We start from the raw sequence: 24912 nt of genomic DNA on the forward strand, positions 1-24912 counted from the left end.
AAACCTAGAGCCACACCCCGTGCGCGTCCCTCAATTCACCCGCGAAACGCCGACAACCCTCTCCCGCAACAAAAAACATCCCTGAACAGCACAAAGGCGCCCACGAAAACCCGTGGAGCGCCACATGGATTCGACTCGCGTTGCCGCGCCGCCGGAGGTGGCCGCCGTCTTCGACGCGCTGGATGCCGCGGTGGCGCGGGTCGGCGAACTCGACTTCGACAACTATGCCCCGGCGGTTCGGCTGCGCGCCCTGCAGCGCCTGGAGACCGCCCGCCGCCAGCAGGCGGTGCCCGGCCACGACATCATCGCCAGCCTGGACAAAGAGGATCGCGCCGACATCGGCGGCCCGGTGCATAAGGTGATCGCCGACTGGCTGCGGATCAGTCCGGCTGAGGCGCGCCGCCGGCTGCGCGATGCCCGGCAGCTGGCGCCGCGAACCACCCTGACCGGCCAAACGTTGCCACCCGAGCTGCCGGCCACCGCCGAGGTATGGCGCGCCGGTGAACTCGATGAGCAGCATCTGCGGGTGATTCAGACGTTCAGGCGTGAGTTGCCGGATCACATCGCCCCCGACACCGTCGAACGCGCCGAGCGATTCCTCGCCGAGCAGGCCACCCGGCTGCGCCCCGACCAACTGGAGAAGATCGCCCACCGGTGTGCGATAACCATCAACCCGGACGGGAAGTTCTCCGACGACGACCGGGCCCGCCAACGTGGGTTTTCCTGGGGCGCTCAACGCCGCGACGGGATGAGCATCGGGAAACTGATCGCCTCCCCGGAACTGCGCGCCAACCTCGACGCCTGGTTCGCCCGGTTCGCCGCGCCAGGCATGTGCAACCCCGACGATGTCGCGAACTCGGATCTGCGCAGCCACCCCCAGCGCCAGCACGACGCACTCAACACGCTGGTGCGCGGCCGGCTCGGCGACCCGAAACTCGGCACACACCACGGGTTACCGGTGACCGTGATCGTGTCGACCACGCTTCAGGAGCTCACCGCCGGCACCGGGCACGCGGTCACAGGTGGCGGCACCCTGCTGCCGATGCGCGATCTGATCCGCATCGCCAGCCACGCCTACCACTACCTGGCGGTGTTCGACGAGCACCAGAGCCGGCCGTTGTATCTGGGCCGGTCAAAACGCATCGCCACACCCGACCAACGCATAGTGCTGCACGCGCGCGATCGCGGCTGCACGCGCCCGGCCTGCGACGTGCCCGGCTACTGGAGCGAAGCCCACCACGTCGACAGCTGGGCCCGCGGCGGCCTGACCGACGTCGATAAGCTGACCCTGGCCTGCAAACCCGACAATGATCTAGCCGAAAATGGCTGGCAGACACGAAAACTCACCAACGGCGACACCCAATGGATCCCGCCGCCGCAACTCGACCACGGCCAACCCAGGACCAACGACTATCACCACCCCGAACGCTACCTACCCGATGACGAGTAGCGCGTCACGTCCCGCAGGAGTGGAAGAACAGCAGCACCGGCCATGAGACGATCGACGCCAACAGCGCCACCAGGGCGTCGCTCCCCTGCTCAACTTGCACCTGGTGCAGTCCCTCACCGTACGTGCTGGCCATCATCGCGCCGATGATCAGATACGGGATCGCGGACAGCAGCGCGATTTCCGCCAGTGCACCGATGCTGACCCGATAGTTCAGCACCCGGCGCAGGCGGGCAAGCAAAATTGGTGGCCTTTCGGCGCTCATGTCAGGCAGAGATCGGCGAAGCCGAGCGCCGGCCACAGCACGATCGCCCCGAGCAGCGACCCCGCCAGCGGCACCCCCTGCAACTGGTCGAAATGGCCGGCATGGGTACTGGCCCAGACGATGCCGATCGCGAGATACGGGCCGGCCGGGAGCGCGGCGATGCACATCAGTTCGACGATCGTGAGCTGAAAGCTCAACACCCGTTCAACCATGCTGGGCATGGAGTTATGTTAACGGCAATTCCAGGTGCTACCCCTGTTCTTCTAGGCGCTCCTTGAGGTGCTGCAGGGTGAGCCGGCTTCCAGGACAATTGAAGGCATGCGCGTTGGGATTCCGGCCGAGACCAAGAACAACGAGTTCCGGGTGGCCATCACCCCGGCCGGCACCGCCGAGCTCACCCGCCGTGGCCACGACGTGCTCGTCCAGGCAGGTGCCGGCGCGGGCTCGTCGATCGGCGACAGCGATTTCAAGGCGGCGGGCGCCCAGCTGATCGACACCGCCGAACAAGTCTGGGCCGACGCCGACCTGTTGCTCAAGGTGAAAGAGCCGACGCCGGCCGAGTATCCCAACATGCGGCCCGGCCAAACCCTGTTCACGTTCCTGCACCTGGCCGCGTCCCGCTCCTGCACCGATGCGCTGGTGGCGTCGCGCACCACGTCGATCGCTTACGAGACCGTCCAGAGCGCCGACGGCGCACTGCCGCTACTGGCGCCGATGAGCACGGTCGCCGGGCGGCTCTCCGCTCAGGTCGGTGCCTATCACCTGAAGCGCACCCACGGCGGGCGCGGCGTGCTGATGGGCGGGGTGCCCGGTGTCGACCCTGCCGATGTCGTGGTGATCGGCGGGGGCACCGCAGGTTACAACGCCGCTCGGGTAGCCAACGGAATGGGCGCGACCGTCACCGTTCTCGACATCAACATCAACAAATTGCGCAGGCTCGACGCCGAGTTCGCCGGCCGTGTCCGCACCCGTTATTCGACGGCCTACGGACTCGAGGACGTCGTCAAGCGCGCCGACCTGGTCATCGGAGCGGTGCTGGTGCCAGGCGGCCGGACACCCAAGCTGGTGGCTAATTCGCTTGTCGCGCAGATGAAGACTGGCGCAGTCCTGGTAGACATTGCGATCGATCAGGGCGGCTGTTTCGAGGACTCCCGACCCACCACGCACGACAACCCGACCTTCGCCGTGCACGACACACTGTTCTACTGCGTGACGAACATGCCCGGCTCGGTGCCGATCACGTCAACGTATGCGCTGACCAACGCGACCCTACCGTATGTGATCGCGCTCGCCGAGCAGGGCTGGCATGCCGCATGTCGGTCGAATCTCGCACTGGCCAAAGGACTTTCGACGCACGACGGCGGGCTGCTGTGCCAACGGGTCGCCACCGACCTGGGCTTGCCGTATACCGAGCCGGCAAGCGTGCTGGGCTGACCCGCGCTAGCTGGCGAGCGAGGCGACGATATCCGCAGCGGGACCGATTCGGGCGGCCGCGAATCCGGTTCCGGCCCAGAGATTCATCCCGTGTGGGTCATCGGCGGCGGCCGCCGCCTTCCGGATCGGTGATGTCATGTGGTTGACCTCGGGGTACCCCAGCGGCGCCACGTCGTCGAGCAGCCGGGTGAAGTCGTTTTCCAGACCGCGCGCATAGCGCCCTGAGAAGGCCCGGGTAACCAGGGTTTTGCTGAAGTGCGGGTTTTGCAGCGCGGCACGGTGCGCGGCCTTGGTAGCGGCTTCGTCGGACAGCAGCAGCGCGGTGCCGACTTGGGCGGCCACCGCTCCCCGGCGCAAGACCGCGGCGACGTCGGCTTCGGTTCCCAGGCCACCCGCGGCAATGAGCGGAACATCGTGTGCGGCGCGGATTCGGTCCAGTAGTTCGCCCAGCGACGCAGTGCCGGGTTCCATGTCCGGCGCAAAAGTGCCGCGGTGTCCGCCGGCACCCGGGCCCTGCACCACCAGGCCGTCGGCGCCGGCCGCGACGGCCACACCGGCCTCGTACACCGACGTCACCGTGACCAGCAACAACATGCCCAGCGCGCCGAACCACCGCAGCACGTCCGGTGACGGTGTTCCGAAGGTGAAGGACACCACCTCTGGTCGCACGTCGGCCACCACCTCGAGCTTGCGCTGCCAGCCGTCGTCGTCACCGAAACGCGGCCGGCCCACCTCCACGTCGTAGTGCTCGGCAAGCTCATCGAGTTGCTCCGCGTAGTAGTCCAACTGCACGATGTCCGCGGTGCTAGGTTGTGGCACAAAAAGATTCACCCCGATCGGGCCGGTCGTCGCGGCACGCGCAGCGGCGATGTCATCGGCGAATCGCCCAGGGCTCAGGTATCCGCCAGCGACAAAACCCATCCCCCCTGCGTTGGTTACCGCAGCCGCCAGCGCCGGCGTCCCCGGACCACCGGCCATTGGCGCACCAACCACAGGCACCTCGAGATCCCAGAAGCCCAAGACCATGGCATTACCGTACTAGCCTGGAAAGTTGGCGCGGCAGTGATCGTTTCGAATGATGTGGGCCGACAACTGCTACCCCGTATGGCTTGTTCAGCAGTCGCCGGGCTACGGCGTTGACCTCGTCGACGTTGACCTCGTCGAGTTTTCGCAGTGTGCGTTCGATGCTGCGGTGCTCGCCATAGTTCAGCTCGCTGCGCCCGATGCGGTTCATCCGTGAGCCCGAATCTTCCAACCCGAGCACCAGACCCCCGCGCAGTGAGCCCTTGGCGATCCGGCACTCCTTCTCGGTGATGCCGTCACGGGCCACCGATTCGAGGACATCGGTGGCCACCCGCACCACGTCGGCGAAACGTTCGGGCAGGCAGGCGGCATACACCGACAGCGCTCCACTGTCGGCGAACATGTCCAGCGACGAGTAGACGGAGTAAGCCAGGCCGCGAGCCTCGCGAACCTGTTGGAATAAACGAGAACTCAGGCCGCCGCCGAGCGCGGTGTTCAGTATCTGCAGCGCCCAGCGGTGCTGCCAGTGCAGTCCCGGCGTGCGCACACCCAGACAGATGTGGGTCTGTTCGGCATCCCGGTTGGCCACCGTCAGCCGCGGGCTGGTGGTGATCCGTCCGGCGCCCTTGCGCGGCGGCATCGGCCGCCGACCGCGGATCAACCGCGGCCGGAAGTGTTCCCGCACCAACGCCACCACTTCGTCGTGATCGACGTTGCCGGCCACCGCGACGACCATCCGCTCAGGCGTGTAGCGGCGCACGTGAAAAGAGTGCAGCTGCGCTCGCGTCATCGCCGAAACCGACTGCGCGCTGCCGATCACCGGGCGACCGACCGGGTGGTCTCCGAACAGCGCCGCCAGGAACAGGTCGGCCAGCGCATCCTCGGGATCGTCGTCGCGCATCGCGATCTCCTCGAGGACGACGTCGCGTTCCAACTCGACGTCGCCGTGTTCGCAGCGCCCGTTGAGCACCACATCGGCGACCAGGTCGACAGCGAGTTCAAGATCGCTGTCGAGGACGTGCGCGTAGTAGCAGGTGTGTTCTTTGGCGGTGAAGGCGTTCAGCTCACCGCCGATGGCGTCGACTTCCTGCGCGATGTCCACCGCGGTGCGGGTCGGGGTGGATTTGAACAGCAGATGCTCCAGGAAGTGCGCGGCGCCGGCCACGGTGGCACCCTCGTCGCGCGAGCCGATACCCACCCAGACACCGACCGATGCGGAATGCACAGCGGGCAAGAACTCCGTGACCACCCGCACACCGCCCGGCAACGTGGTGCGGCGCAGGACGGCGTCAGCTTCCGCGCCGTGCCGCCCGCGTCGCAGCGCGCCCGGTTTAACTGCTGGCCGTCGCGGCATCGGCGACAACGGCATCGGCGGAATCGGCGGCGGCTGCCGGAGAGTCCTCGTCTACCGGCACCAACGAGACCTTGCCGCGTTTGTCGATATCGGCGATCTCCACGCGCAGCTTGTCGCCCACGTTGACGACGTCTTCGACGCGCGCGATGCGCTTACCCTTGCCGAGCTTGGAAATGTGCACCAATCCGTCGCGGCCGGGCAGCAGCGATACGAACGCACCGAAATCGGTTGTCTTGACCACGGTTCCGAGGAACCGCTCACCGATCTTGGGCAGCTGGGGGTTGGCGATCGCGTTGATCTTATCGATCGCGGCCTGCGCCGACGGGCCGTCGGTGGCGCCGACGAACACGGTGCCGTCGTCCTCGATGGAGATCTGCGCGCCGGTCTCCTCGGTGATCGCGTTGATGATCTTGCCCTTGGGGCCGATGACCTCACCAATCTTGTCCACCGGCACCTTGATGGTGGTGACTCGCGGCGCGTACGGGCTCATCTCGTCGGGCCGATCGATGGCCTCGGCCATCACCTCCAGGATGGTCAGCCGGGCGTCGTGGGCCTGCGCGAGCGCACCGGCGAGCACCTGCGAGGGGATTCCGTCGAGCTTGGTGTCCAGCTGCAGCGCGGTGACGAAGTCCTTGGTGCCGGCGACCTTGAAGTCCATGTCGCCGAAGGCGTCTTCGGCACCCAGGATGTCGGTCAGCGTGACGAATCGCCGCTCGGTACCGCCACCTTCAACCTCGATGTCGTCGGAGACCAGCCCCATCGCGATGCCGGCGACCGGCGCCTTCAGCGGTACCCCGGCGTTGAACAACGACAGTGTGGAGGCGCACACCGATCCCATCGAGGTGGACCCGTTGGAGCTCAGCGCCTCGGAGACCTGCCGGATGGCGTACGGAAATTCCTCGACGCTGGGCAGCACCGGAACGAGCGCCCGCTCGGCGAGCGCACCGTGCCCGATCTCGCGCCGCTTGGGTGAGCCGACCCGACCGGTTTCCCCGGTGGAGAATGGCGGGAAGTTGTAGTGGTGCATGTACCGCTTGGAGGTTTCCGGCCCCAGCGAGTCGATCTGCTGGGCCATCTTGACCATGTCCAGCGTGGTCACCCCGAGGATCTGTGTTTCGCCCCGCTCGAACAACGCACTGCCGTGCGCCCTGGGCACCATGGCGACCTCGGCCGACAATGCGCGGATATCGGTGATACCGCGGCCGTCGATACGGAAGTGGTCGGTCAGGATGCGCTGGCGCACCAGCTTTTTGGTCAGCGCGCGGAACGCGGCACCGACTTCCTTCTCCCGGCCGGCGTAGGTGTCGGCGAGCCGCTCGAGCACCTCGGCCTTGATCTCCTCGGTGCGGTTGTTGCGCTCCGCCTTGCCGGAGACGGTCAGCGCCGCGGCCAACTCGTCGGTGGCCACCGAGGACACTGAGTAGTACACGTCCTCGCCGTAGTCGGGGAACACCGGGTATTCACCGGTCGGCTTGGCCGCCTTGTCGGCGAGTTCCTGCTGGGCGGCACACAGCGCGGCGATGAACGGCTTAGCGGCCTCCAGGCCTTGCGCCACAACGCTTTCGGTCGGTGCCTGGGTGCCGCTGTCGACGAGTTCGACGACGTTCTCGGTGGCCTCGGCCTCCACCATCATGATCGCCACGTCACCGTCGTCGAGCACCCGACCGGCCACGACCATGTCGAACACCGCACGCTCGAGCTGCTCGACCGTCGGAAACGCGACCCAGGTGCCGTCGATGAGCGCTACCCGCACGCCACCGATCGGGCCGGAGAACGGCAGGCCACTCAACTGGGTGGACGCCGACGCGGCGTTGATCGCCAGCACGTCGTAGAGGTCGTTGGGATCCAGGCTCATGATCGTCACCACGATCTGGATCTCGTTGCGCAGGCCTTCGACGAACGACGGGCGCAGCGGGCGGTCGATGAGCCGGCAGGTCAGGATCGCGTCGGTGGAGGGCCGGCCCTCTCGCCGGAAGAACGAGCCGGGGATGCGGCCGGCCGCATACATGCGCTCCTCGACGTCGACGGTCAGCGGGAAGAAGTCGAAGTGGTCCTTGGGGTTCTTGCTGGCGGTGGTGGCCGACAGCAGCATGTTCTCGTCGTCGAGGTAGCCGACGACGGCGCCGGCGGCCTGCTGGGCCAACCGGCCGGTCTCGAATCTCACGGTGCGGGTGCCGAAGCTCCCGTTGTCGATAACGGCGGTCGACTCGAACACGCCTTCTTCAATTTCAGTTACAGACATGGTGTCCGTGCGGCCTCTCTCGGGGTATTGAGCTGTTTCGCGTGGTCACGCACAACCCGGAGGCCTGCTAGCGATCTAGCGCCTGAATGCGGCTACGGCCATCGATCGAAGCGGCCGGACCTACCCCATTTTGGGGAGCCCGGCAGCCACTACCGAAGACCGCCCGATACAGACGTGGCACTCCGTATGACACGCTGGGACGGGGCACGCGGATCGCGCGAACCGCACCTGCTCGGGCCGATCTGGCCCAGAACGCCCTCACTCTACACGCCGACCTGGCAGTTCCCACCCCGCCGGCCGCCCCGAGCGTCACGCCAGAGTGACCGTCACCGCCGAGCGTCACGCCAGCGTGGCTGTGGCGCCCCAATCAGGTCATATCTTCGACGCATACCGCGAACCGCCGCTGAGCGTAGGCGTAGCCCACGCCGCTGGCGCACTGGTCGACGCTGACCGGATCCTGCAGGTTTCGCAGGATCTGGATGGCGCGTTGCCGGTGCGGTGCCGACTTGTCGTTGCAGTCGACGCGAACCGGGTCGCTGTTGTTCTGCGGATCGACGTTCATGCAGCCGCCGACCACCCAGTCGATGTCCAGGCAGGCGGTGGTGCTCGAGTCGCTGAACCCGTTGCGCATCGAATAGGAGGAATCCACGTCGGCCGGACACTGCCCGCGGTCCTTGACAGTCGCCGCGACCTTGAAGTTCGACGTGCGGCTACCGCAGGTGACCTTGGTGGCCTCCGGCCGGTCGGCGGTGCCGCCCAGCCGCAGACAATCCCCCACCTTGAGGTCGGCGACGTTGGCGGCAGCCGAGCACCCCGTCGCTCCCCCGATGATGGCGACTGCCGTGATCGCAGCCGTCGGCCACGCGCGCATCAGGAGGAATGGCTCAGCGACGCAGACCCAACCGCTCGATGAGCGAGCGGTACCGCTCCACATCGACCTGGGCCACATACTTGAGCAACCGGCGCCGCCGGCCGACCAACAGCAACAATCCCCGCCGCGAGTGATGGTCATGCTTGTGCACCTTCAGGTGCTCGGTCAGGTCGGCGATTCGCCTGGTCAGCAGCGCGACCTGCGCCTCCGGGGATCCGGTGTCGGTCTCATGCAGGCCGTAGGAGCCCAGGATTTCCTTTTTCTGCTCGGCTGTAAGCGCCACGAAATATCTCCATCAATCGGTCCGCGATCCTAAGAATTCGAATTCGGCGTGGCCGCCGCGAACTGCAGCACGCGCCATTGTCGCCGGAAAGTCTAGCAGCGCACCCTCAGCCGGCCAGCAGCGCGCGGGCCCGTTCGGTGTCGGTGTTCATCGCGGCGACCAGATCATCGGCCGATCCGAATTTCTCCTGTCCCCGGATACGCCCCACGAAGTCCAGCGTGACGTGCTGCCCGTATAGGTCGGCGGTGGTGTCCAGGACGAAAGCTTCGACGGTGCGGGTGCGTCCGGAGAACGTCGGGTTGGTGCCCACCGACACCGCTGCCTGGTAGTGCTCACCCGGGACGACAGTGCCGGACGCCGGGCCGTGTCCCACTACGGTGAACCACGCGGCGTACACCCCGTCGGCCGGGATGGCCGAATACATCGGGGGTGCCACGTTGGCGGTGGGAAAACCCAACTTCATCCCCCGGCCGTCGCCGCGGACCACCACGCCTTCGACGCGGTGCGGGCGGCCCAGTGCCTCGGCGGCGGCCACCATGTCACCGGCGTCCACGCAGGACCTGATGTAGGTCGACGAGAACGTCACGGTCTCCGAGTCGTGGTGTTCGGACACCAGCGACATCGATTCCACACCGAACCCGAACCGATCGCCGGCCCGGCGCAGGGTGTCGACGGTGCCGGTGGCCTTCTTGCCGAAGGTGAAATTCTCACCCACCACCACCTCGACCACGTGCAGGTGCTCGACCAGCAATTCATGGACGTAGCGCTCCGGGGTGAGCTTCATGAAATCGGTCGTGAACGGCATCACCAGAAACACATCGATGCCAAGCTCCTCGACCAGCTCGGCGCGGCGGGTCAGCGTCGTCAGCTGGGCGGGATGACTGCCGGGAAAGACGACTTCCATCGGGTGCGGGTCGAAGGTCATCAGCACCGCCGGCACCCCGCGCGACCGTCCCGATTTCACCGCATGCGCGATCAGCTCGGCATGTCCACGGTGCACACCGTCGAACACCCCGATGGTGAGGACACATCTGCCCCAGTCGGTGGGTATCTCGTCCTGGCCCCGCCAGCGCTGCACAATGGCAAGCGTACGGCGCAGGCTTAAACTTCTACTTTGTGCGCCCCGACGACGAGCCCGGCGAGCTCACCCCGGTTGCCCAGGACTACCTGAAAGTCATCTGGAACGCGCAGGAATGGTCGCCGGACAAGGTCAGCACCAAGATGCTGGCCGAGAAGATCGGCGTCTCCGCCAGCACAGCCTCGGAGTCCATCCGCAAACTCGCCGAGCAGGGTCTGGTCGACCACGAGAAGTACGGCGCGGTCACGTTGACCGATTCCGGCCGTCGCGCGGCGTTGGCGATGGTGCGCCGGCACCGACTGCTGGAGACCTTCCTGGTCAACGAGCTCGGCTACAGCTGGGACGAGGTACACGACGAGGCCGAGGTGCTCGAGCATGCGGTCTCCGACCGGTTGGTGGCGCGCATCGACGCCAAGCTGGGGTTCCCGCAGCGCGATCCGCACGGCGATCCGATCCCCGCTTCCGACGGGCAGGTGCCCACCCCGCCGGCACGTCGGCTGTGGGACTGCCACGACGGCGAGGCCGGGTCGGTGGCCCGAATCTCCGATGCCGATCCGGAGATGCTGCGTTATTTCGACAGCATCGGAATCAGCCTGGATTCGCGGCTACGGGTACTGACCCGCCGCGAGTTCGCCGGGATGGTCTCGGTGGCCATTGAATCCGCGGTATCGGGTGACGACGCGCCGGCCAGCACCGTTGATTTAGGCAGCCCGGCCGCGTGCGCGATCTGGGTGGTCGGCTGAGCTATTCCTCGCCGAGCTACCGTTCGGCGCGTTGATAGGCGGTGACGACGGCCGCGCCGCCCAGCCCGATGTTGTGCTGCAAGGCCGCGGTCACGTTGTCGACTTGTCGTTTGTCGGCGGTGCCGCGCAGCTGCCAGGTCAGCTCCGCGCACTGCGCCAAACCGGTGGCCCCCAGCGGATGTCCTTTGGAGATCAGCCCACCCGACGGGTTGACCACCCAGCGCCCACCGTACGTGGTGTCGCCGTTGTCGATCAGTTTCGGCGCCTCGCCCTCGCCACACAATCCCAACGCCTCGTAGAGCAGCAACTCGTTGGCCGAGAAGCAGTCGTGCAGCTCGATCACCTGGAAGTCCTCCGGGTCGAGGTCAGACTGCTGATAAACCTGTTGTGCGGCTTGGATATTCATGTCGTAGCCGATCAGCGCTTTGGCGGTGCCGTCGAAGGTCGAGGAGAAGTCGGTGGTCATCGCCTGGCCCACGATCTCGGTCGCCTGGCCGGCCAGCCCGTGGCTGTCGACGAACTTTTCACTGGCCAGGATCGCCGCGCCGGAGCCGTCCGATGTCGGCGAGCATTGCAATTTGGTCAGCGGGTCGGAGATCATTCGCGCCGCCAGGATGTCGTCGAGGGTGTAGGACTCCTGGAACTGCGCAAACGGGTTGTTGACCGAGTGTTTGTGGTTCTTGTAGCCGATCTTGGCGAAATGTTCTGCGGTGCTGCCGTATTGACGCATGTGCTCGCGACCGGCGGCCCCGAACATCCAGGGCGCGACGGGCATCGCGAACTCGTCGATCTCGGCCATCGCCTTGACGTGTCTGCCCATCGGCGATTCGCGGTCCTGGGCGCCACCGCCCAGCGAGCCGGGTTGCATCTTCTCGAAGCCGAGCGCGATGGTGCAGTCGGCGATGCCGCCGCGGATCGCCTGCGCCGCCAGGAAAAGCGCAGTCGAACCGGTCGCGCAGTTGTTGTTGACGTTGACGATCGGAATCCCGGTCATGCCCAGCTCGTAGAGCGCCCGCTGCCCCGACGTCGAGTCGCCGGCGACATAGCCGACGTAGCCCTGCTCGACCTCGCTGTAGCTAACGCGCGCATCCTGCAATGCGTTGGTTCCGGACTCGCGAGCCATGTCCGGATAGTCCCAACCCTCCCGGCGGCCCGGTTTCTCGAACTTCGTCATGCCGACACCGACGACGTAAACCTTGTTTGTCATTGCCCTAGCGTACGGCGGGCCTCTACAGCGTGGCGGGTCGGATCACCACGACCGACCTGGTCCGCTCGCCGTCGTCGCGCAGCAGCGCGATCACTCGGCCGTCGGGGGCGCAGGCTGCGTAGACGCCGTCAATACCGGCCGGTGTCAGCGCGCGCCCGTTGGCGGCGGCGTCGGCCTCCTCGATGGTGAGGTCGCGGCGCGGAAACATCTGCAGACAGGCCGCATCCAGGGTGAGGCTCAGCTGCCGACGCTGGGCCAGCTCGTCGAGTGAGCGGGCCCGCTCGAGGCCGAACCGCCCGACCCGGGTGCGTCGCAGTGCGGTCAAATGCCCGCCCACCCCCAGTGCGTCGCCCAGATCGCGGGCCAGCGCCCGGATGTAGGTCCCCGACGAACAGTCCACCTCGACATCAACGTCGACGAGGTGGTCGTGGCGACGCGCGGCCAGCATCTCGAACCGGTCGATGCGCACCGGCCGGGCGGTCAGTTCCACCACCTCACCAGCACGCGCGAGCCGGTAAGCGCGCCGGCCGCCGATTTTCACCGCGCTGACCGCCGGCGGCACCTGCATGATGTCGCCGCGCAGTCCGGCGATCGCCGCGGCGATCGCATCGTCGGTCACGTGCTTCGCCGAGACCTGCTGCACCGGTTTGCCTTCGGCGTCCTCGGTGGAGGTGGACTGGCCGAGACGAATGGTCGCCGCGTAGGACTTCGAGGCCTCGGTCAGCGCACCCAGGATTTTGGTGGCGCGCTCGATCCCGATCACCAGCACTCCGGTGGCCATCGGGTCCAGCGTGCCGGCGTGGCCGACCCGTCGGGTGGCGAAGATCCACCGGCACCGCGTCACCACGTCGTGACTGGTCAGTCCGGCCGGCTTGTCGACGATGACGATTCCGGCGCCGACACTCATAGCGCGATCGCGGTCAGGACCAGCCCGCGGCCCACCGACCATCGGCCGGCCAACGCCGTCAGCGGTGGACCCGACAGCGCGGAGCCGTCGACCAGGATCGTCGAGAGGAAGCTGCCCGCCGAACGAGAGGGGTCGACGTCAAAGGTGATATGGGCGTCCTCGAAACCCAACCAACGCCTGGTCAGCGGGTACCAGGCCTTATACGTTGCTTCTTTGGCGCAGAACAGGATTCGATCCCAATGCATACCGTTCGGCAGCGCCGCCATTTCGCGGCGCTCCTCGGGCAGGCTGATCGCGTCGAGCACGCCGTCCGGCAGCACGTCGTGTGGTTCGGCGTCGACGCCCACCGACCGCACCCCGGTGCTGCGGCCCACCACCGCGCCGCGATAGCCCGTGCAGTGGGTGAGACTGCCCACCACACCGTCGGGCCAGCAGGGTTCGCCCTTGTCGCCCTTGAGGATCGGCACCGGGGGCAGTCCCAGCTCACCCAGCGCGATCCGGGCACAGTGACGCACCGTGACGAACTCGTTGCGCCGCTTGGCCACCGACCGGGCGATCAACGGCTCCTCTTCGGGCAACGGCGCCAGCCCGGGCGGGTCGGAGTACACCTCGGCAAAGGCCAGGTTGTCGTCGCCCCCGGGTAGCACCGACGACATCAGCTTTTCGGTCGTCATCGTGATTGGCGCTGGCGCAGCCGGTCCCGGAACTGCTTAGCCTGCCGGCGCATTTCGGGAGTGATGACGAAATGACCACCGAAATCGTTGAGATAGCCGGGCGCGTACTGCGGATCGGGCAGCACCTGCCGCAGCCAGCTGTAGGGCTTGCGGCGCCGCCATTCCCGCGGATAGCCCACCGACACCTCTTCGAAGCGCACGCCGTCATGCCAGGTGGTGCGCGGGATGTGCAGGTGGCCGTACACCGAACAGACCGCGTTGTAGCGGGTATGCCAGTCGGCGGTCGCTGTGGTGCCGCACCACAGTGAGAACTCCGGGTAGAACAGCGCGTCGCACGGCTCGCGGACCAGGGGGAAGTGGTTGACCAGCACGGTGGGTGTCATCCAGTCGAGCTCTTCGAGCCGCGCCCGGGTGGCGGCAAGCCGCTCTTGACACCACGCCTCGCGGGTGCCGTACGGCTCGGACGACAACAGGAATTCGTCGGTGGCCACCACGTTGCGTTCCCGCGCGATGGCCAGCCCCTCGGCCTTCGTGGTCGCCCCCTCCGGCAGGAACGTGTAGTCGTAGAGCAAAAACATCGGCACGATCGTCGCCGGGCCACCCCGCTCGGTCCACACCGGGAACGGATGCTCGGGAGTCACCACGCCCATCTCGTCGCACAGGTTGACCAGGTAGTCGTAGCGGGCCCGGCCGAACACCTGCATCGGGTCCTTGCCGGTGGTCCACAACTCGTGGTTGCCGGGCACCCAGATCACCTTGGCGAACCGTCGCCGCAGCAGATCCAGCGACCAACGGATGTCGTCGGTGCGTTCGGCGACGTCACCGGCGACGATCAACCAGTCGTCGGGTGAGGACGGGTGCAGCGATTCGGTGACCGGCTTGTTGCCGAGGTGGCCGGTGTGCAGGTCGGAGACGGCCCACAGCGTCGGTTGTCCCGCGCCGGTCGACTCCCGCGTTCCCACGATTCCCCAGCGTAGTGGCGATCGCCAGCGCGGCGGAGCCGGGCGCAGCGGGTCGCCACCGATAAACACCGTGGCGATCGCCAGCGCGGCGGAGCCGGGCGCAGCGGGTCGCCACCGATAAACACCGTGGCGATCGCCAGCGCGGCGGAGCCGGGCGCAGCGGGTCGCCACGCGAGGATCGAGCGGCCGACGGGGGTGCGAACTGGAACAGGTTCTCGTTACACTCCCGCAATGACCGAGCGCGAGGGGGCCTGATGGTCGCCGGAATGCGCCTGGCCGCCGCGCTGGGAGCGCTGGTCATGGCGGTCGTCGTGGTCTGGCAGAGCGCACCGCCCGCCGTCACCGGCGGCGGAAGAGTGCAGTTGCGGTCCACCGCCGCACCGCTGGCGCCGGCGACGACGATGAAAAGCCCGATCGTGGCGACCACCGACCCGCGCCCCTTCGACGCGTGCGAGGACATCCCGCTCGACGTCATCGGGCGACTCGGGCTGTCGTTCACCCCGCCGGAACACGAGGAGGGGCTGCGCTGCCACTACGACGCGGGCAACTACCAGTTGGCCGTCGAGCCGATCATCTGGCGCACCTACGAGCAGACGCTGCCGCCCGACGCCCTGGAGACCACGGTCAACGGCCACCGCGCCGCCCAGTACTGGGTGCTGAAGCCGACCTACCACAACAGCTTCTGGTACGTCTCCTGCATGGTGGCCTTCAAGACCAGCTACGGACTGATCCAGCAGGCGCTGTTCTACTCGACGGTCTATTCCGAGCCGGACGTCGACTGCCCGTCGACCAACCTGCAACGGGCCAACGAGCTCTCCCCCTACTACGTGTTCTGAGGCAGCCCGGCGTGCCGCGCTCCCGCACCAGACAATTCGGCGGCCGTGCCCTCGGGCGGCTGCTGCACCTGCCCCCGGAGACCACCGGTTATACGGCGAACCGCGTCGCAGTCCCGATGCGCGACGGCGTCGACCTGGTGGCCGACCACTACGCGCCCACCGACACCGATCCGGTGGGCACCCTGCTGGCCCGCGGACCCTACGGCCGGACGCTCAAGTCCTCGCTGATATTCGCCGCGCTGTACGCCGCCCGCGGCTACCACGTGGTGCTGCAGAGCGTCCGCGGGACATTCGGGTCGGCCGGGGTGTTCGAACCGATGGTTCGTGAGGCCGACGACGGCGCCGACACCGTGGCCTGGCTGCGTGAGCAGCCATGGTTCACCGGCCGATTCGGCACCATCGGGGTGTCATATCTGGGGTTCACCCAGTGGGCGATCCTGCGGGAGCCACCGCCGGAGCTGGCCGCGGCCGTCATCGCCGCCGGCCCGCACGATTTCTGCGCGTCGGCCTGGGGCACCGGCTCGTTCACCGTCAACGACTTTCTGGGCTGGAGCGATGTGGTCGCCCACCAGGAGGACCCCGGGCGGATCCGGGCCCGCATCCGCAATTTGGGGACCGTCCGCCGGGTGTCCCGCGCGGCCGGCGGGGTGCCGTTGGGCGTTTCGAGCAGGGCGTTGCTGGGCGAGGGCGCACCGTGGTACGAGTCGTGGCTCGAACACCCCGATCCCGACGACCCGTTCTGGGAACCACTGCGTTTTCCCGAGGCGCTGGACCGGGTGCAGGTCCCGGTGCTGCTGGTGGGCGGCTGGCAAGACCTGTTCCTGCGGCAAATACTCCAGCAGTATCGGCGGCTGCGCGACCGGGATGTCGACGTGGCGCTGACCGTCGGGCCCTGGACGCACACCGAGCTGCTCACCAAGGGCCTGGGCACCCTCACCAGGGAATCCCTGGCCTGGTTGGACACCCATCTCGGTGCGGCGTCCGGAAAAAGCCGCCGCAACCCGGTGCGCGTGTTCGTCACCGGGCGGGGTTGGCACGATTTGCCCGATTGGCCACCGGCCACCGCAGAGCACGCGCTGTACCTGCAGCCCGGTGGCGGTCTGGCCGACACACCGCCGGTGACCGGGGCCGTTGGCGCCCGACATACGAAGCCGGCGACGTTCCGGTTCGACCCCGCCGACCCGACGCCCACGATCGGCGGCCCGCTACTGTCTCCCGACAGCGGTTACCGCGACGACAGCCGGCTCGCTCGCCGCGACGACGTGCTCGCCTTCACCGGCGCGCGGCTCACCGCGGACCTGAGCGTGCACGGGAATCCGGTCGTCGAGTTGGCGCACACCTCGGATAACCCGCACATCGACCTGTTCGTCCGGGTCAGCGAGGTCGACGCCAACGGCCGCTCTGTCAACGTCAGCGAGGGTTACCGGCGCCTGGCCGAGGCGGTGCCCGATGGGGACACGGTCCGCCTGGAACTCGACGCGATCGCCCACCGATTCCGCGCCGGCTCACGTATCCGCGTTCTGGTCGCCGGCGGCTGGCATCCCCGTTACGCTTGCAACCTGGGCGCCGGCGAGCCGGTGCTGACGGGGCAGCAGATGAGATCGGCCACCCATGTCGTGCACTTCGGAACCTCAGTGCTGCTGCTGCCGATCGAGGCAGGCTAGCCGATGGACATCTTCGAGGACTGGCGAAGCGGCGGAACCGAAATCCGTTGGCAGTCATCGACGGCAGCCAACGCGGACACCGAAGTCACCGTCTTCAGCCGACGTTGTGGCGCACCGGGGGCACCGGCATTGGTTTGCGTGCACGGCTTCCCGACGTCCAGCATTGACTATTTCGCGTTGACGCGCGAACTAGGTGACGAGTTCGACATCTTCCTGCTCGACTTCCCCGGCTATGGACTCTCCGACAAACCGTCAGCGCCCTATGTTTATTCGCTTTACGACGACGCGCGCCTGCTGATCCACGCGATCACCCAGGTGTGGGGTCTGTCCAAGTACACGGTGCTCACCCATGACCGGGGCACCAGCGTCGGCATGATCGCGCTGGAGGAGTTCGCGAAAGCAGACGCGTCGACACCACCGGCTGAAGTCATCTTGACCAACGCCAACATCTACCTGCCGCTGGCGAATCTCACGCTGTTTCAAACCGCGCTGCTCGACCCCGCCACCGCCCGCGACACCGCGCGCGCCACCACCCCGGAGATACTGGCAGCGGGCATGGCGGCAACGACCTTCATGCCCCGCCGAACACTCGACGATCCCGAGATCGCAGCGTTGGCAAAGTGTTTCGCGTACAACGACGGGATCGCGGTACTGCCGGACACGATTCAGTACCTGAATGAGCGCGCCGCCGACGAAACCACGTGGCTGCAGGCCCTGTCCGGAAACGACATCAACACCACGCTGGCGTGGGGCTTGCATGACAACATCGCCCCGGTTCGGGTCGCCAACTTCGTATGGCAGTCGTTCCTCAAAGACAAACCCGGAACTAACCGCTACTGGATCGTGCCCAGCGCGGATCACTATCTGCAATGCGATGCGGCACCGCAGTTAGCAGACATTGTCCGGCTCACGGTGGCGGGCAACGAGATTCCCCTTCAGACACTCGGCAACCGGTCCGAGGGCGCGGTGCTGGCCGACCAGACGCCCCGGTCAACCGACGGTATCGCGAACCCGGTCGGCAACCCGTTGTAACGCCGCATCATCATGTACGGGCTTGGCCAGCCTCGGCGTCACCGGCACCTGGAGCCAGCTGATGCAGCCCGCGTAGTCGGGAGTCCGGGACAGCCGCACCGGCTCAACCAGTGGCATTGCTTGGACGACCAGCACGGCCAGCCGATGCTTGGGCCGGAAGTCGAGCCGATCCGCCCGCACCGAATCGGCGGTCCAGACATGCAGATCCTCTATTTCCCCGAGGCGCTCCGGACTGTTAACCGGCACTACTGCAACGACTTTCGCCGCTGCCCGAAGTATCACCCGATCATCGGTGCTGTCGGCAGACGCGGCGGCGAACAGGTCGCGATGTTCAGGCCGGACCCGCTGCGCGTGGCTGTGCTCGATCGTCGGGAACAACACGAACTCGTCGGCAGCGACATCGAAGCGTTTCTCGTGAATCCCGCCCTTGCGCAGCAGCACGGTCTGGCGACCATCCAGCAACGCATGCACGACCGCGCTCCACTCCTTGAGCGCGGTCACCGTCGTGGTCTGCGTCGTCACCGCGCCACCACTTCGGGTCGACGCAACGGCGGGAGACTCTTCGCGGGCTGACGGCGTGCGGGTAGCGCGTCCAGCAGCCGCGCGGTTGCTGCGGCGGTAGCCGCAACGGCCGCCTCGAACGCCTCGGCGTTGGCCGGCGCCGGGCGGGTGATCCCGCTCACCTTGCGCACGTACTGGCGCGCCGCCGCCTCGATCTCGGCGGCGGTGGCGGGCGGCTCGAGTCCGCGCAGTTCGGTGATGTTTCGGCACATGCCTCCACGATAGGTGCGCTGGACTGGCTACGGTGATGCCATGACCGACATCCTGCTGATCAGCACCGACGAGCGGATATGCACCCTGACTCTGAACCGTCCCGAGTCCCGCAATGCGCTGTCCACCGCACTGCGCGACCGATTCTTCGCCGCGCTGTCCGACGCCGAGTCGGACGACGACGTCGACGTGGTGATCCTCACCGGCGCCGACCCGGTGTTCTGCGCGGGACTGGACCTCAAGGAGCTGGGCGGGCAATCCGGGCTACCGGACATCTCGCCGCGGTGGCCGGCAATGACCAAACCGGTGATCGGCGCCGTCAACGGCGCAGCGGTCACCGGCGGACTGGAACTGGCGCTGTACTGCGACATCCTGATCGCCTCCGAACACGCGCGGTTCGCCGACACCCATGCCCGGGTGGGTCTGCTGCCCACCTGGGGGCTGAGCGTGCGGCTGCCGCAGAAGGCGGGCGTCGGCCTGGCCCGGCGGATGAGCCTCACCGGTGACTACCTGTCCGCCGACGACGCGCTGCGCGCCGGGCTGGTCACCGAGGTGGTGCCGCACGACCGGCTGCTGCCCGCCGCCCGCCAGGTGGCGGCGTCGATCGTCGGCAACAACCAGCACGCGGTGCGGGCGTTGCTGGCCTCCTATCACCGCATCGACGAGTCGCAGACCGGCGCCGGGCTGTGGCTGGAGGCGAGCGCGGCCAAACAGTGGATGAGCACGGCGACCGGCGACGACATCGCCGGCAACCGCGAAGCGGTGCTGCGGCGCGGACGTGCCCAAGTGCGCTGAACCTTACGGGATTTCCCTGATCACTCGGCACGGATTACCGGCTGCCAGTGCGTGTGCCGGCACGTCTTTCGTCACGACGCTGCCCGCCCCGACGACCGAGTTGTCGCCGATGCTCACCCCGGGACACACGATGACCCCGGCTCCCATCCACACGTTGTCGCCGATCGCAATCGGAGACGCCGACTCCCAGCCGTCCCGCCGGGCGTCGTGGTCGTCGACGGGGTGATGTGCCGTAAGCAGTTGTGCGCGGGGACCGATTGAGACGTCATCACCGATTGTGATCGGCGCGCAGTCCAGCAGGACCGCGTCGTAGTTGACAAAACTGTTTCCACCAATGCTGATGTACGTTCCGTAGTCGCACTGCAATCGCGGGAGTATCACCGAACCTTTCCCCAGCGATCCGAGCAACTCATGCAGCAGTTGTTGCCGTACGTCGTCATCGTCTGCCCGGGTCGCGTTGAACGCATCGAGGAGGCGCTGACAGGCCCGCCGGCTCGCGACAAGGTCGGCGTCGCCGGCCTTGTAGAGTGCGCCGCTGAGCATTCGCTCACGTTGACTACCCATGATTTGTCCTCACGTTCCGCTCACCGCCCAGCGGCCGGAGACCGACCGCAACCCGACAAAAACCAGGCGTAACACGATGAAAGCGGTCAGCCCCGACCAGATACCGGCCAGCCCCCAGCCGAACACCAGCGACAACCAGACCAACGGCAGAAAACCGACCAGCGCGCTGACCACGGTGGCGTTGCGCATGAACGCGGCATCACCAGCTCCCAGCAACACCCCGTCGAGAGCGAAAACGATTCCGGCGACTGGCAATTGGGCCACCAGAAACCACCACGGCACCGTGACCATGGCCAGCACCGAGCGGTCGTCGGTGAACAGCTTCGGCAGCACCGCAGCCCCGATGGCGAACGCCACGGCCAGCACCCCGGCGGCGACCGCCGAAAATACTGTGACCCGCCAGGCCACCGTTTTCGCGTGCGGTACATCACCGGCTCCGAGCGCCGCTCCGACCAACGCCTGCGCCGCGATCGCCAGCGAATCCAGAACCAGGGCAAGGAACTCCCACAACTGCAGTACCACCTGGTGCGCGCCCAGCGCCGCCGCACCGAACCGTGCCGCCACCGCGACCGCCGAGACGAAGCAAACCTGAAAGGCCAATGTCCGCACGATCAGGTCCCGGCCCATCACCAGCTGCGCGCGCAGCACACCGCGGTCCAAACGCAGCGGCATCCGCTGCGCCAGCAGTGCGCGCCCGAACAACAGCGCGGCCAACCACTGACCCACCAGGTTGGCCACCGCCGAACCGGCCAGCTCCAGCCGCGGCAGCCCCAGCCAGCCGTAAACCAGCAGCGGGCACAGCAGCGCCGAGAGCGCGAAGCCGGTGACCACGTAGCGCAGCGGCCGCACGGTGTCCTGCACGCCGCGCAGCCAGCCATTGCCGGCCAGCGACACCAGGATCGCCGGGGCGCCCAGGATCGCGATCCGCAACCACGGCAACGCCGCACGTGCAATATCACCGCCGGACGCGATGACCGACACCACCGGCACTGCGATGGCCTGCACGACGACGACGATCAGCGCACCCAGACCCAGCGCCAGCCAAGTTGCCTGCACACCCTCGGCCACCGCCGAGGCCCGGTCGCCGGCACCGAAGCGGCGGGCCGATCGGGCCGTCGTCCCATATGACAGAAACGTCAGATCCGAGCCGACCAGGGCGAGAACCAGAGCGCCGATGGCCAGCCCGGCCAAGCTCAGCGCACCGAGTCGGCCGACGACCGCGGTGTCGAACAACAAATACAACGGTTCGGCCGCGAGCACGCCCAGTGCGGGCAGCGCCAGCCCGGCGATCCGCCGGCCACCGGCCGTGGGTCGACCCGTGTCGGTCAACGCCGGTCAGCCAAGGGCCGCGCGCAGCGCCGCGACGACATCGTCCACCGAACCGGTGATCGAATACCCCGCCGCCAGCCGGTGCCCGCCGCCGCCGAACGTCGACGCGACCGCGGCCACATCGATTACGGCCTTGGCCCGCATCGACACCGACCACTGCCGCGGCTCGATTTCCTTGAACACCGCCGCCACCTCGGCCTGCTGGGTGGTGCGCACGATGTCGACGATGCTTTCGACTTCCTCTGATCGTGCACCGGCCCACTCCTGGTTGTCGACGACGGCGTACACCAGCCCGCGGCCACCCACCGCGTCGGGCAACAGCTTGGCCGTCCCCAGCACCCTGGACAGCATCGTCAGCCAGGCGAACGGATGGTTGTCGAGCAGAGTACGGCTGATCGCGGCGTTGTCCACGCCGAGCTCCACCAGCCGCGCCGCCAGTCGAAGCGCGCGGGCACTGGCCCAGCGGAACGACCCGGTATCCGTCGTCAGTCCGGCGTAAATGCAGTGCGCCACCGCGGTGTCGATCGGCTTGCCCCACGCGTCGAGCAGTTCGGCGACCAACATCGTGGTGGAATCCGCCGACGGGTCGACGAAGTTGGCGGTGCCGAACAGCCGATTGGACGCGTGATGGTCGATCACCAGCAGCTCCTGCCGCGGACCGGCCAGATCACGCAGGGCACCGAGCCGGTCGATGCTCGGAATGTCCACGGTTACCACGAGATCGACATCCCGGCGCATGGCCGCGGGGTTGACCAGCAGCCGGCCGCCGGGCAGCGAGTGCAGCGACTCCGGAAGCATCGCCGGCTTGGCGAAGCTGACCTGCACCGCCTTGCCGCACTGGTCGAGCACCACCGCCAGCGCCAGCCCCGCGCCAATGGTGTCTGCGTCGGGATGCACGTGGCAGACCACCCCGACCGTGCCGGCAGCGGACAACAATCCGGCGGCGCCGGCGGCGTCGACGCGGCGGCCGGTAGCGGCCGGCTCAGTTGTGGGCTTAATCGTCGTCACCGGCGTCCTCACCGCTAGCCCGGTACGGATCGGCCGCACCGGCCGGCTTGGCGTTCAACCGGACCCGGGCCACATCGGCGTCGGCGGCGCGGGCGCGAGCCAGCAACTCCTCCATCCGATGCGCGGCGTCGGGCACGGTGTCGCGACTGAATGCCAACGTGGGAGTGAACCGCACGCCGGTGCCGGCCCCGACCCTGGTGCGCAGTACGCCCTTGGCGCTTTCCAGCGCCGCCGCGGCCCCGGCGTAGTCCGGGTCATCGTCGAGCGTGCGGCCCATCACCGTGTAGTACAGGGTGGCGTCATGCAGGTCGGCGGTCACCTTGGCGTCGGTGATGGTGACCCCGGCCAGCCGTGGGTCTTTGATCTCGTACTCGATCGCCGACGCGACGATCGTCGAGATCCGCTTGGCCAGCCGGCGCGCCCGGGCCGGGTCAGGCACGTTCTTTTTCCACCAGCTCGTAGGTCTCGATAACGTCGCCTTCCTTCATGTCGGAGTAGCCCAGCGTCAGACCGCATTCGTAGCCGTCTCGCACCTCGGTCACATCGTCCTTCTCCCGGCGCAGCGAGGCCACTGTGAGGTTCTCGGTGACCACGACGTGGTCCCGAAGCAGCCGCGCCTTGGCGTTGCGGCGTATCACCCCTGAGGTGACCAGACATCCGGCGATGACACCGACCTTCGACGAGCGGAACAGCGCGCGGATCTCGGCACGTCCCAGCTGGACCTCCTCGTAGACCGGCTTGAGCAGGCCGCGCAGCGCCTTCTCGATCTCGTCGATCGCCTGGTAGATCACCGAGTAGTAGCGGATGTCCACTCCTTCGCGGTTGGCCAACTCGGTGGCCTTGCCCTCGGCGCGCACGTTGAACCCGATGATCACCGCGTCCGACGCCGACGCCAGGTTGACGTTGGTTTCGGTGATGCCGCCGACGCCACGGTCGATGACCCGCAGGGCCACCTCGTCGTCGACCTGGATGCCCATCAGGGCCTCTTCCAGCGCCTCGACCGTACCCGCGTTGTCGCCCTTGAGGATCAGGTTCAGCTGACTGGTTTCCTTCAGCGCCGAGTCCAGGTCCTCCAGACTGATCCGCTTGCGCGACCGCGCGGCCATCGCGTTGCGCTTGCGGGCGCTGCGCCGGTCGGCGATCTGGCGGGCGATCCGGTCCTCGTCGACGACCAACAGGTTGTCCCCGGCACCGGGCACCGAGGTGAACCCGATGACCTGCACCGGCCGCGATGGCAGCGCCTCCTCGACGTCCTCGCCGTACTCGTCGACCATGCGGCGGACCCGGCCGTAGGCGTCGCCGGCCACCACCGAGTCGCCGACGTGCAGTGTGCCGCGTGCCACCAGCACGGTGGCCACCGGCCCACGGCCGCGGTCCAGGTGCGCCTCGATCGCCACACCCTGGGCTTCCATATCGGGGTTGGCCCGCAGGTCCAGTGCCGCGTCGGCGGTCAGCAGCACCGCCTCCTCCAACGCCTCGATATTGGTGCCCTGTTTGGCCGAGATGTCGACGAACATCGTGTCGCCGCCGAAATCTTCTGCGACCAAACCGTATTCGGTGAGCTGACTCCGGATCTTGGCCGGGTCGGCACCCTCCTTGTCGATCTTGTTGACGGCCACCACGATCGGCACGTCGGCAGCCTGGGCGTGGTTGATCGCCTCCACCGTCTGCGGCATGACACCGTCGTCGGCGGCCACCACCAGGACCGCGATGTCGGTGGCCTTGGCACCGCGGGCACGCATCGCGGTGAATGCCTCGTGCCCCGGGGTGTCGATGAAGGTGATCAGCCGTTCGGTGCCGTCGAGGTCGACCGACACCTGGTAGGCGCCGATGTGCTGGGTGATACCCCCGGCCTCGGCCTCGCGGACCTTGGCCTGCCGAATGGTGTCCAACAGGCGGGTCTTCCCGTGGTCGACGTGACCCATGACGGTCACAACCGGCGGACGGACCTGCAGGTCCTCCTCGGTCCCTTCGTCTTCGCCGTAGGTCAGGTCGAAGGATTCCAGCAGCTCGCGGTCCTCGTCCTCGGGGGACACGACCTGCACGTGGTAGTTCATCTCACTGCCGAGCAGCTCGAGCGTCTCGTCGCCGACCGACTGGGTGGCGGTCACCATCTCGCCGAGATTGAACAGCGCCTGGACCAGCGCGGCCGGGTTGGCGTCGATCTTGTCGGCGAAGTCACTCAGCGAGGCGCCGCGGGCGAGCCGGATCGTTTCGCCGTTGCCGTGCGGTAACCGCACGCCGCCGACGACCGGGGCCTGCATCGAGTCGTATTCCTGACGCTTCTGCCGCTTGGACTTGCGGCCACGCTTGGGAGCGCCGCCGGGACGGCCGAACGCGCCGGCCGCACCACCGCGCTGGCCGGGACGACCGCCACCGCCGGGACGCCCACGGTAACCGGCGCCGGGCGGGGCGCCGGGCGG

Annotated in this window: 26 protein-coding genes; 7 read left to right on the plus strand and 19 right to left on the minus strand. The window is 67.5% G+C overall.

The genetic code is table 11. From position 1 onward, the window contains the following. Nucleotides 1–124: 124 nt before the first annotated feature. Nucleotides 125–1450, plus strand: a complete 1326-nt coding sequence (locus tag ACRDTL_RS09370) for an HNH endonuclease signature motif containing protein (RefSeq protein ID WP_431506431.1) — start codon at nucleotides 125–127, stop codon at nucleotides 1448–1450. A 4-nt stretch (nucleotides 1451–1454) separates the two neighbouring features. On the opposite strand, the gene ACRDTL_RS09375 is transcribed toward ACRDTL_RS09370, so the two are convergent. Beyond that, nucleotides 1455–1712: a hypothetical protein gene (locus tag ACRDTL_RS09375; protein ID WP_431506432.1), complete on the minus strand. Its 258-nt coding sequence runs from the start codon at nucleotides 1710–1712 to the stop codon at nucleotides 1455–1457. Further along, nucleotides 1709–1933 (minus strand): hypothetical protein, encoded by a 225-nt coding sequence (locus tag ACRDTL_RS09380; protein WP_431506433.1) that lies wholly within the window; start codon nucleotides 1931–1933, stop codon nucleotides 1709–1711. Before ACRDTL_RS09380 ends, ACRDTL_RS09375 begins: the two co-directional genes overlap by 4 nt. 97 nt (nucleotides 1934–2030) lie before the next feature. Between ACRDTL_RS09380 and ald the strand changes: the two genes are divergently transcribed. Continuing rightward, entirely contained in the window at nucleotides 2031–3146 is a 1116-nt protein-coding gene (ald, locus tag ACRDTL_RS09385; RefSeq protein ID WP_431506434.1) for an alanine dehydrogenase, read from the plus strand. 6 nt (nucleotides 3147–3152) lie between these two features. Here the strand turns inward: ald and ACRDTL_RS09390 are convergent, their stop codons facing one another. The 6 genes from ACRDTL_RS09390 to ACRDTL_RS09415 form a co-directional block, all read right to left on the minus strand. Continuing rightward, nucleotides 3153–4172, minus strand: coding sequence for a nitronate monooxygenase (locus tag ACRDTL_RS09390; RefSeq protein ID WP_431506435.1), 1020 nt, complete (start codon nucleotides 4170–4172; stop codon nucleotides 3153–3155). 4 nt (nucleotides 4173–4176) lie between these two features. After that, the gene (locus ACRDTL_RS09395; RefSeq protein ID WP_431506436.1) at nucleotides 4177–5523 is read right to left on the minus strand and encodes a M16 family metallopeptidase; all 1347 of its coding nucleotides are present in this window, start codon (nucleotides 5521–5523) and stop codon (nucleotides 4177–4179) included. Then, on the minus strand, nucleotides 5501–7765 hold the full coding sequence (locus ACRDTL_RS09400) for a polyribonucleotide nucleotidyltransferase (protein WP_431506437.1): 2265 nt from the start codon (nucleotides 7763–7765) through the stop codon (nucleotides 5501–5503). Before ACRDTL_RS09400 ends, ACRDTL_RS09395 begins: the two co-directional genes overlap by 23 nt. 367 nt (nucleotides 7766–8132) lie before the next feature. After that, on the minus strand, nucleotides 8133–8636 hold the full coding sequence (gene lppU / locus ACRDTL_RS09405) for an LppU family putative lipoprotein (protein WP_431506438.1): 504 nt from the start codon (nucleotides 8634–8636) through the stop codon (nucleotides 8133–8135). A gap of 13 nt (nucleotides 8637–8649) precedes the next feature. Beyond that, on the minus strand, nucleotides 8650–8919 hold the full coding sequence (gene rpsO / locus ACRDTL_RS09410) for a 30S ribosomal protein S15 (RefSeq protein ID WP_431506439.1): 270 nt from the start codon (nucleotides 8917–8919) through the stop codon (nucleotides 8650–8652). Nucleotides 8920–9025: 106 nt separating this feature from the next. Then, nucleotides 9026–9997 carry a bifunctional riboflavin kinase/FAD synthetase gene (locus tag ACRDTL_RS09415; RefSeq protein WP_431506440.1) on the minus strand — a complete coding sequence of 324 codons (972 nt, stop codon included), beginning with the start codon at nucleotides 9995–9997 and terminating at the stop codon, nucleotides 9026–9028. A gap of 38 nt (nucleotides 9998–10035) precedes the next feature. On the opposite strand from ACRDTL_RS09415, the gene mntR reads away from it, so the two are divergent. After that, nucleotides 10036–10740 (plus strand): manganese-binding transcriptional regulator MntR, encoded by a 705-nt coding sequence (gene mntR, locus ACRDTL_RS09420; protein ID WP_431506441.1) that lies wholly within the window; start codon nucleotides 10036–10038, stop codon nucleotides 10738–10740. A gap of 16 nt (nucleotides 10741–10756) precedes the next feature. On the opposite strand, the gene ACRDTL_RS09425 is transcribed toward mntR, so the two are convergent. Genes ACRDTL_RS09425 through ACRDTL_RS09440 form a run of 4 tightly spaced genes read right to left on the minus strand, consistent with a single transcriptional unit; the run spans nucleotide 10757 to nucleotide 14490 of the window. Continuing rightward, a complete protein-coding gene (locus tag ACRDTL_RS09425; RefSeq protein ID WP_431506442.1) occupies nucleotides 10757–11947 on the minus strand; it encodes a lipid-transfer protein in 1191 nt (396 codons plus the stop codon). 22 nt (nucleotides 11948–11969) lie between these two features. Continuing rightward, on the minus strand, nucleotides 11970–12854 hold the full coding sequence (truB, locus tag ACRDTL_RS09430; protein ID WP_431506443.1) for a tRNA pseudouridine(55) synthase TruB: 885 nt from the start codon (nucleotides 12852–12854) through the stop codon (nucleotides 11970–11972). Beyond that, on the minus strand, nucleotides 12851–13528 hold the full coding sequence (pptT, locus tag ACRDTL_RS09435; protein WP_431506444.1) for a 4'-phosphopantetheinyl transferase PptT: 678 nt from the start codon (nucleotides 13526–13528) through the stop codon (nucleotides 12851–12853). Before pptT ends, truB begins: the two co-directional genes overlap by 4 nt. After that, nucleotides 13525–14490: a metallophosphoesterase family protein gene (locus tag ACRDTL_RS09440; RefSeq protein WP_431506445.1), complete on the minus strand. Its 966-nt coding sequence runs from the start codon at nucleotides 14488–14490 to the stop codon at nucleotides 13525–13527. Before ACRDTL_RS09440 ends, pptT begins: the two co-directional genes overlap by 4 nt. Nucleotides 14491–14744: 254 nt before the next feature. Here ACRDTL_RS09440 and ACRDTL_RS09445 point away from each other — a divergent pair, with 254 nt between their 5' ends. From ACRDTL_RS09445 to ACRDTL_RS09455, 3 genes are read left to right on the plus strand one after another with little or no spacing between them, the layout of a single operon-like run. After that, on the plus strand, nucleotides 14745–15326 hold the full coding sequence (locus ACRDTL_RS09445) for a DUF3558 domain-containing protein (RefSeq protein ID WP_431506446.1): 582 nt from the start codon (nucleotides 14745–14747) through the stop codon (nucleotides 15324–15326). Beyond that, nucleotides 15323–16990: a CocE/NonD family hydrolase gene (locus ACRDTL_RS09450; protein ID WP_431506455.1), complete on the plus strand. Its 1668-nt coding sequence runs from the start codon at nucleotides 15323–15325 to the stop codon at nucleotides 16988–16990. The genes ACRDTL_RS09445 and ACRDTL_RS09450 overlap by 4 nt, the downstream gene beginning before the upstream one ends. A 3-nt stretch (nucleotides 16991–16993) precedes the next feature. Beyond that, entirely contained in the window at nucleotides 16994–18022 is a 1029-nt protein-coding gene (locus ACRDTL_RS09455; RefSeq protein ID WP_431506447.1) for an alpha/beta fold hydrolase, read from the plus strand. On the opposite strand, the gene ACRDTL_RS09460 is transcribed toward ACRDTL_RS09455, so the two are convergent. After that, entirely contained in the window at nucleotides 17981–18523 is a 543-nt protein-coding gene (locus ACRDTL_RS09460) for a DUF1802 family protein (protein ID WP_431506456.1), read from the minus strand. The two genes, ACRDTL_RS09455 and ACRDTL_RS09460, sit on opposite strands and share 42 nt — an antisense overlap. Nucleotides 18524–18540: 17 nt before the next feature. Next, on the minus strand, nucleotides 18541–18795 hold the full coding sequence (locus ACRDTL_RS09465; protein WP_431506448.1) for a DUF2277 family protein: 255 nt from the start codon (nucleotides 18793–18795) through the stop codon (nucleotides 18541–18543). 40 nt (nucleotides 18796–18835) lie between these two features. Here ACRDTL_RS09465 and ACRDTL_RS09470 point away from each other — a divergent pair, with 40 nt between their 5' ends. Then, the gene (locus tag ACRDTL_RS09470; protein WP_431506449.1) at nucleotides 18836–19588 is read left to right on the plus strand and encodes an enoyl-CoA hydratase; all 753 of its coding nucleotides are present in this window, start codon (nucleotides 18836–18838) and stop codon (nucleotides 19586–19588) included. Between the two features lie 3 nt (nucleotides 19589–19591). Here ACRDTL_RS09470 and ACRDTL_RS09475 read toward each other — a convergent pair whose 3' ends face one another. From ACRDTL_RS09475 to infB, 5 genes are all read right to left on the minus strand, one after another. Beyond that, nucleotides 19592–20152 carry a sugar O-acetyltransferase gene (locus tag ACRDTL_RS09475; protein WP_431506450.1) on the minus strand — a complete coding sequence of 187 codons (561 nt, stop codon included), beginning with the start codon at nucleotides 20150–20152 and terminating at the stop codon, nucleotides 19592–19594. Between the two features lie 9 nt (nucleotides 20153–20161). Further along, nucleotides 20162–21481 (minus strand): MATE family efflux transporter, encoded by a 1320-nt coding sequence (locus tag ACRDTL_RS09480; protein ID WP_431506451.1) that lies wholly within the window; start codon nucleotides 21479–21481, stop codon nucleotides 20162–20164. Nucleotides 21482–21487: 6 nt separating this feature from the next. After that, nucleotides 21488–22489, minus strand: coding sequence for a DHH family phosphoesterase (locus ACRDTL_RS09485; protein WP_431506452.1), 1002 nt, complete (start codon nucleotides 22487–22489; stop codon nucleotides 21488–21490). Next, the gene (gene rbfA / locus ACRDTL_RS09490; protein ID WP_431506453.1) at nucleotides 22476–22928 is read right to left on the minus strand and encodes a 30S ribosome-binding factor RbfA; all 453 of its coding nucleotides are present in this window, start codon (nucleotides 22926–22928) and stop codon (nucleotides 22476–22478) included. Before rbfA ends, ACRDTL_RS09485 begins: the two co-directional genes overlap by 14 nt. Further along, a partial coding sequence (gene infB, locus ACRDTL_RS09495; RefSeq protein WP_431506454.1) for a translation initiation factor IF-2 occupies nucleotides 22921–24912 on the minus strand: 1992 nt, incomplete at its 5' end. The genes rbfA and infB, both read right to left, overlap by 8 nt.

This window comes from Mycobacterium sp. (assembly GCF_050700595.1).
GTDB lineage: Bacteria > Actinomycetota > Actinomycetes > Mycobacteriales > Mycobacteriaceae > Mycobacterium.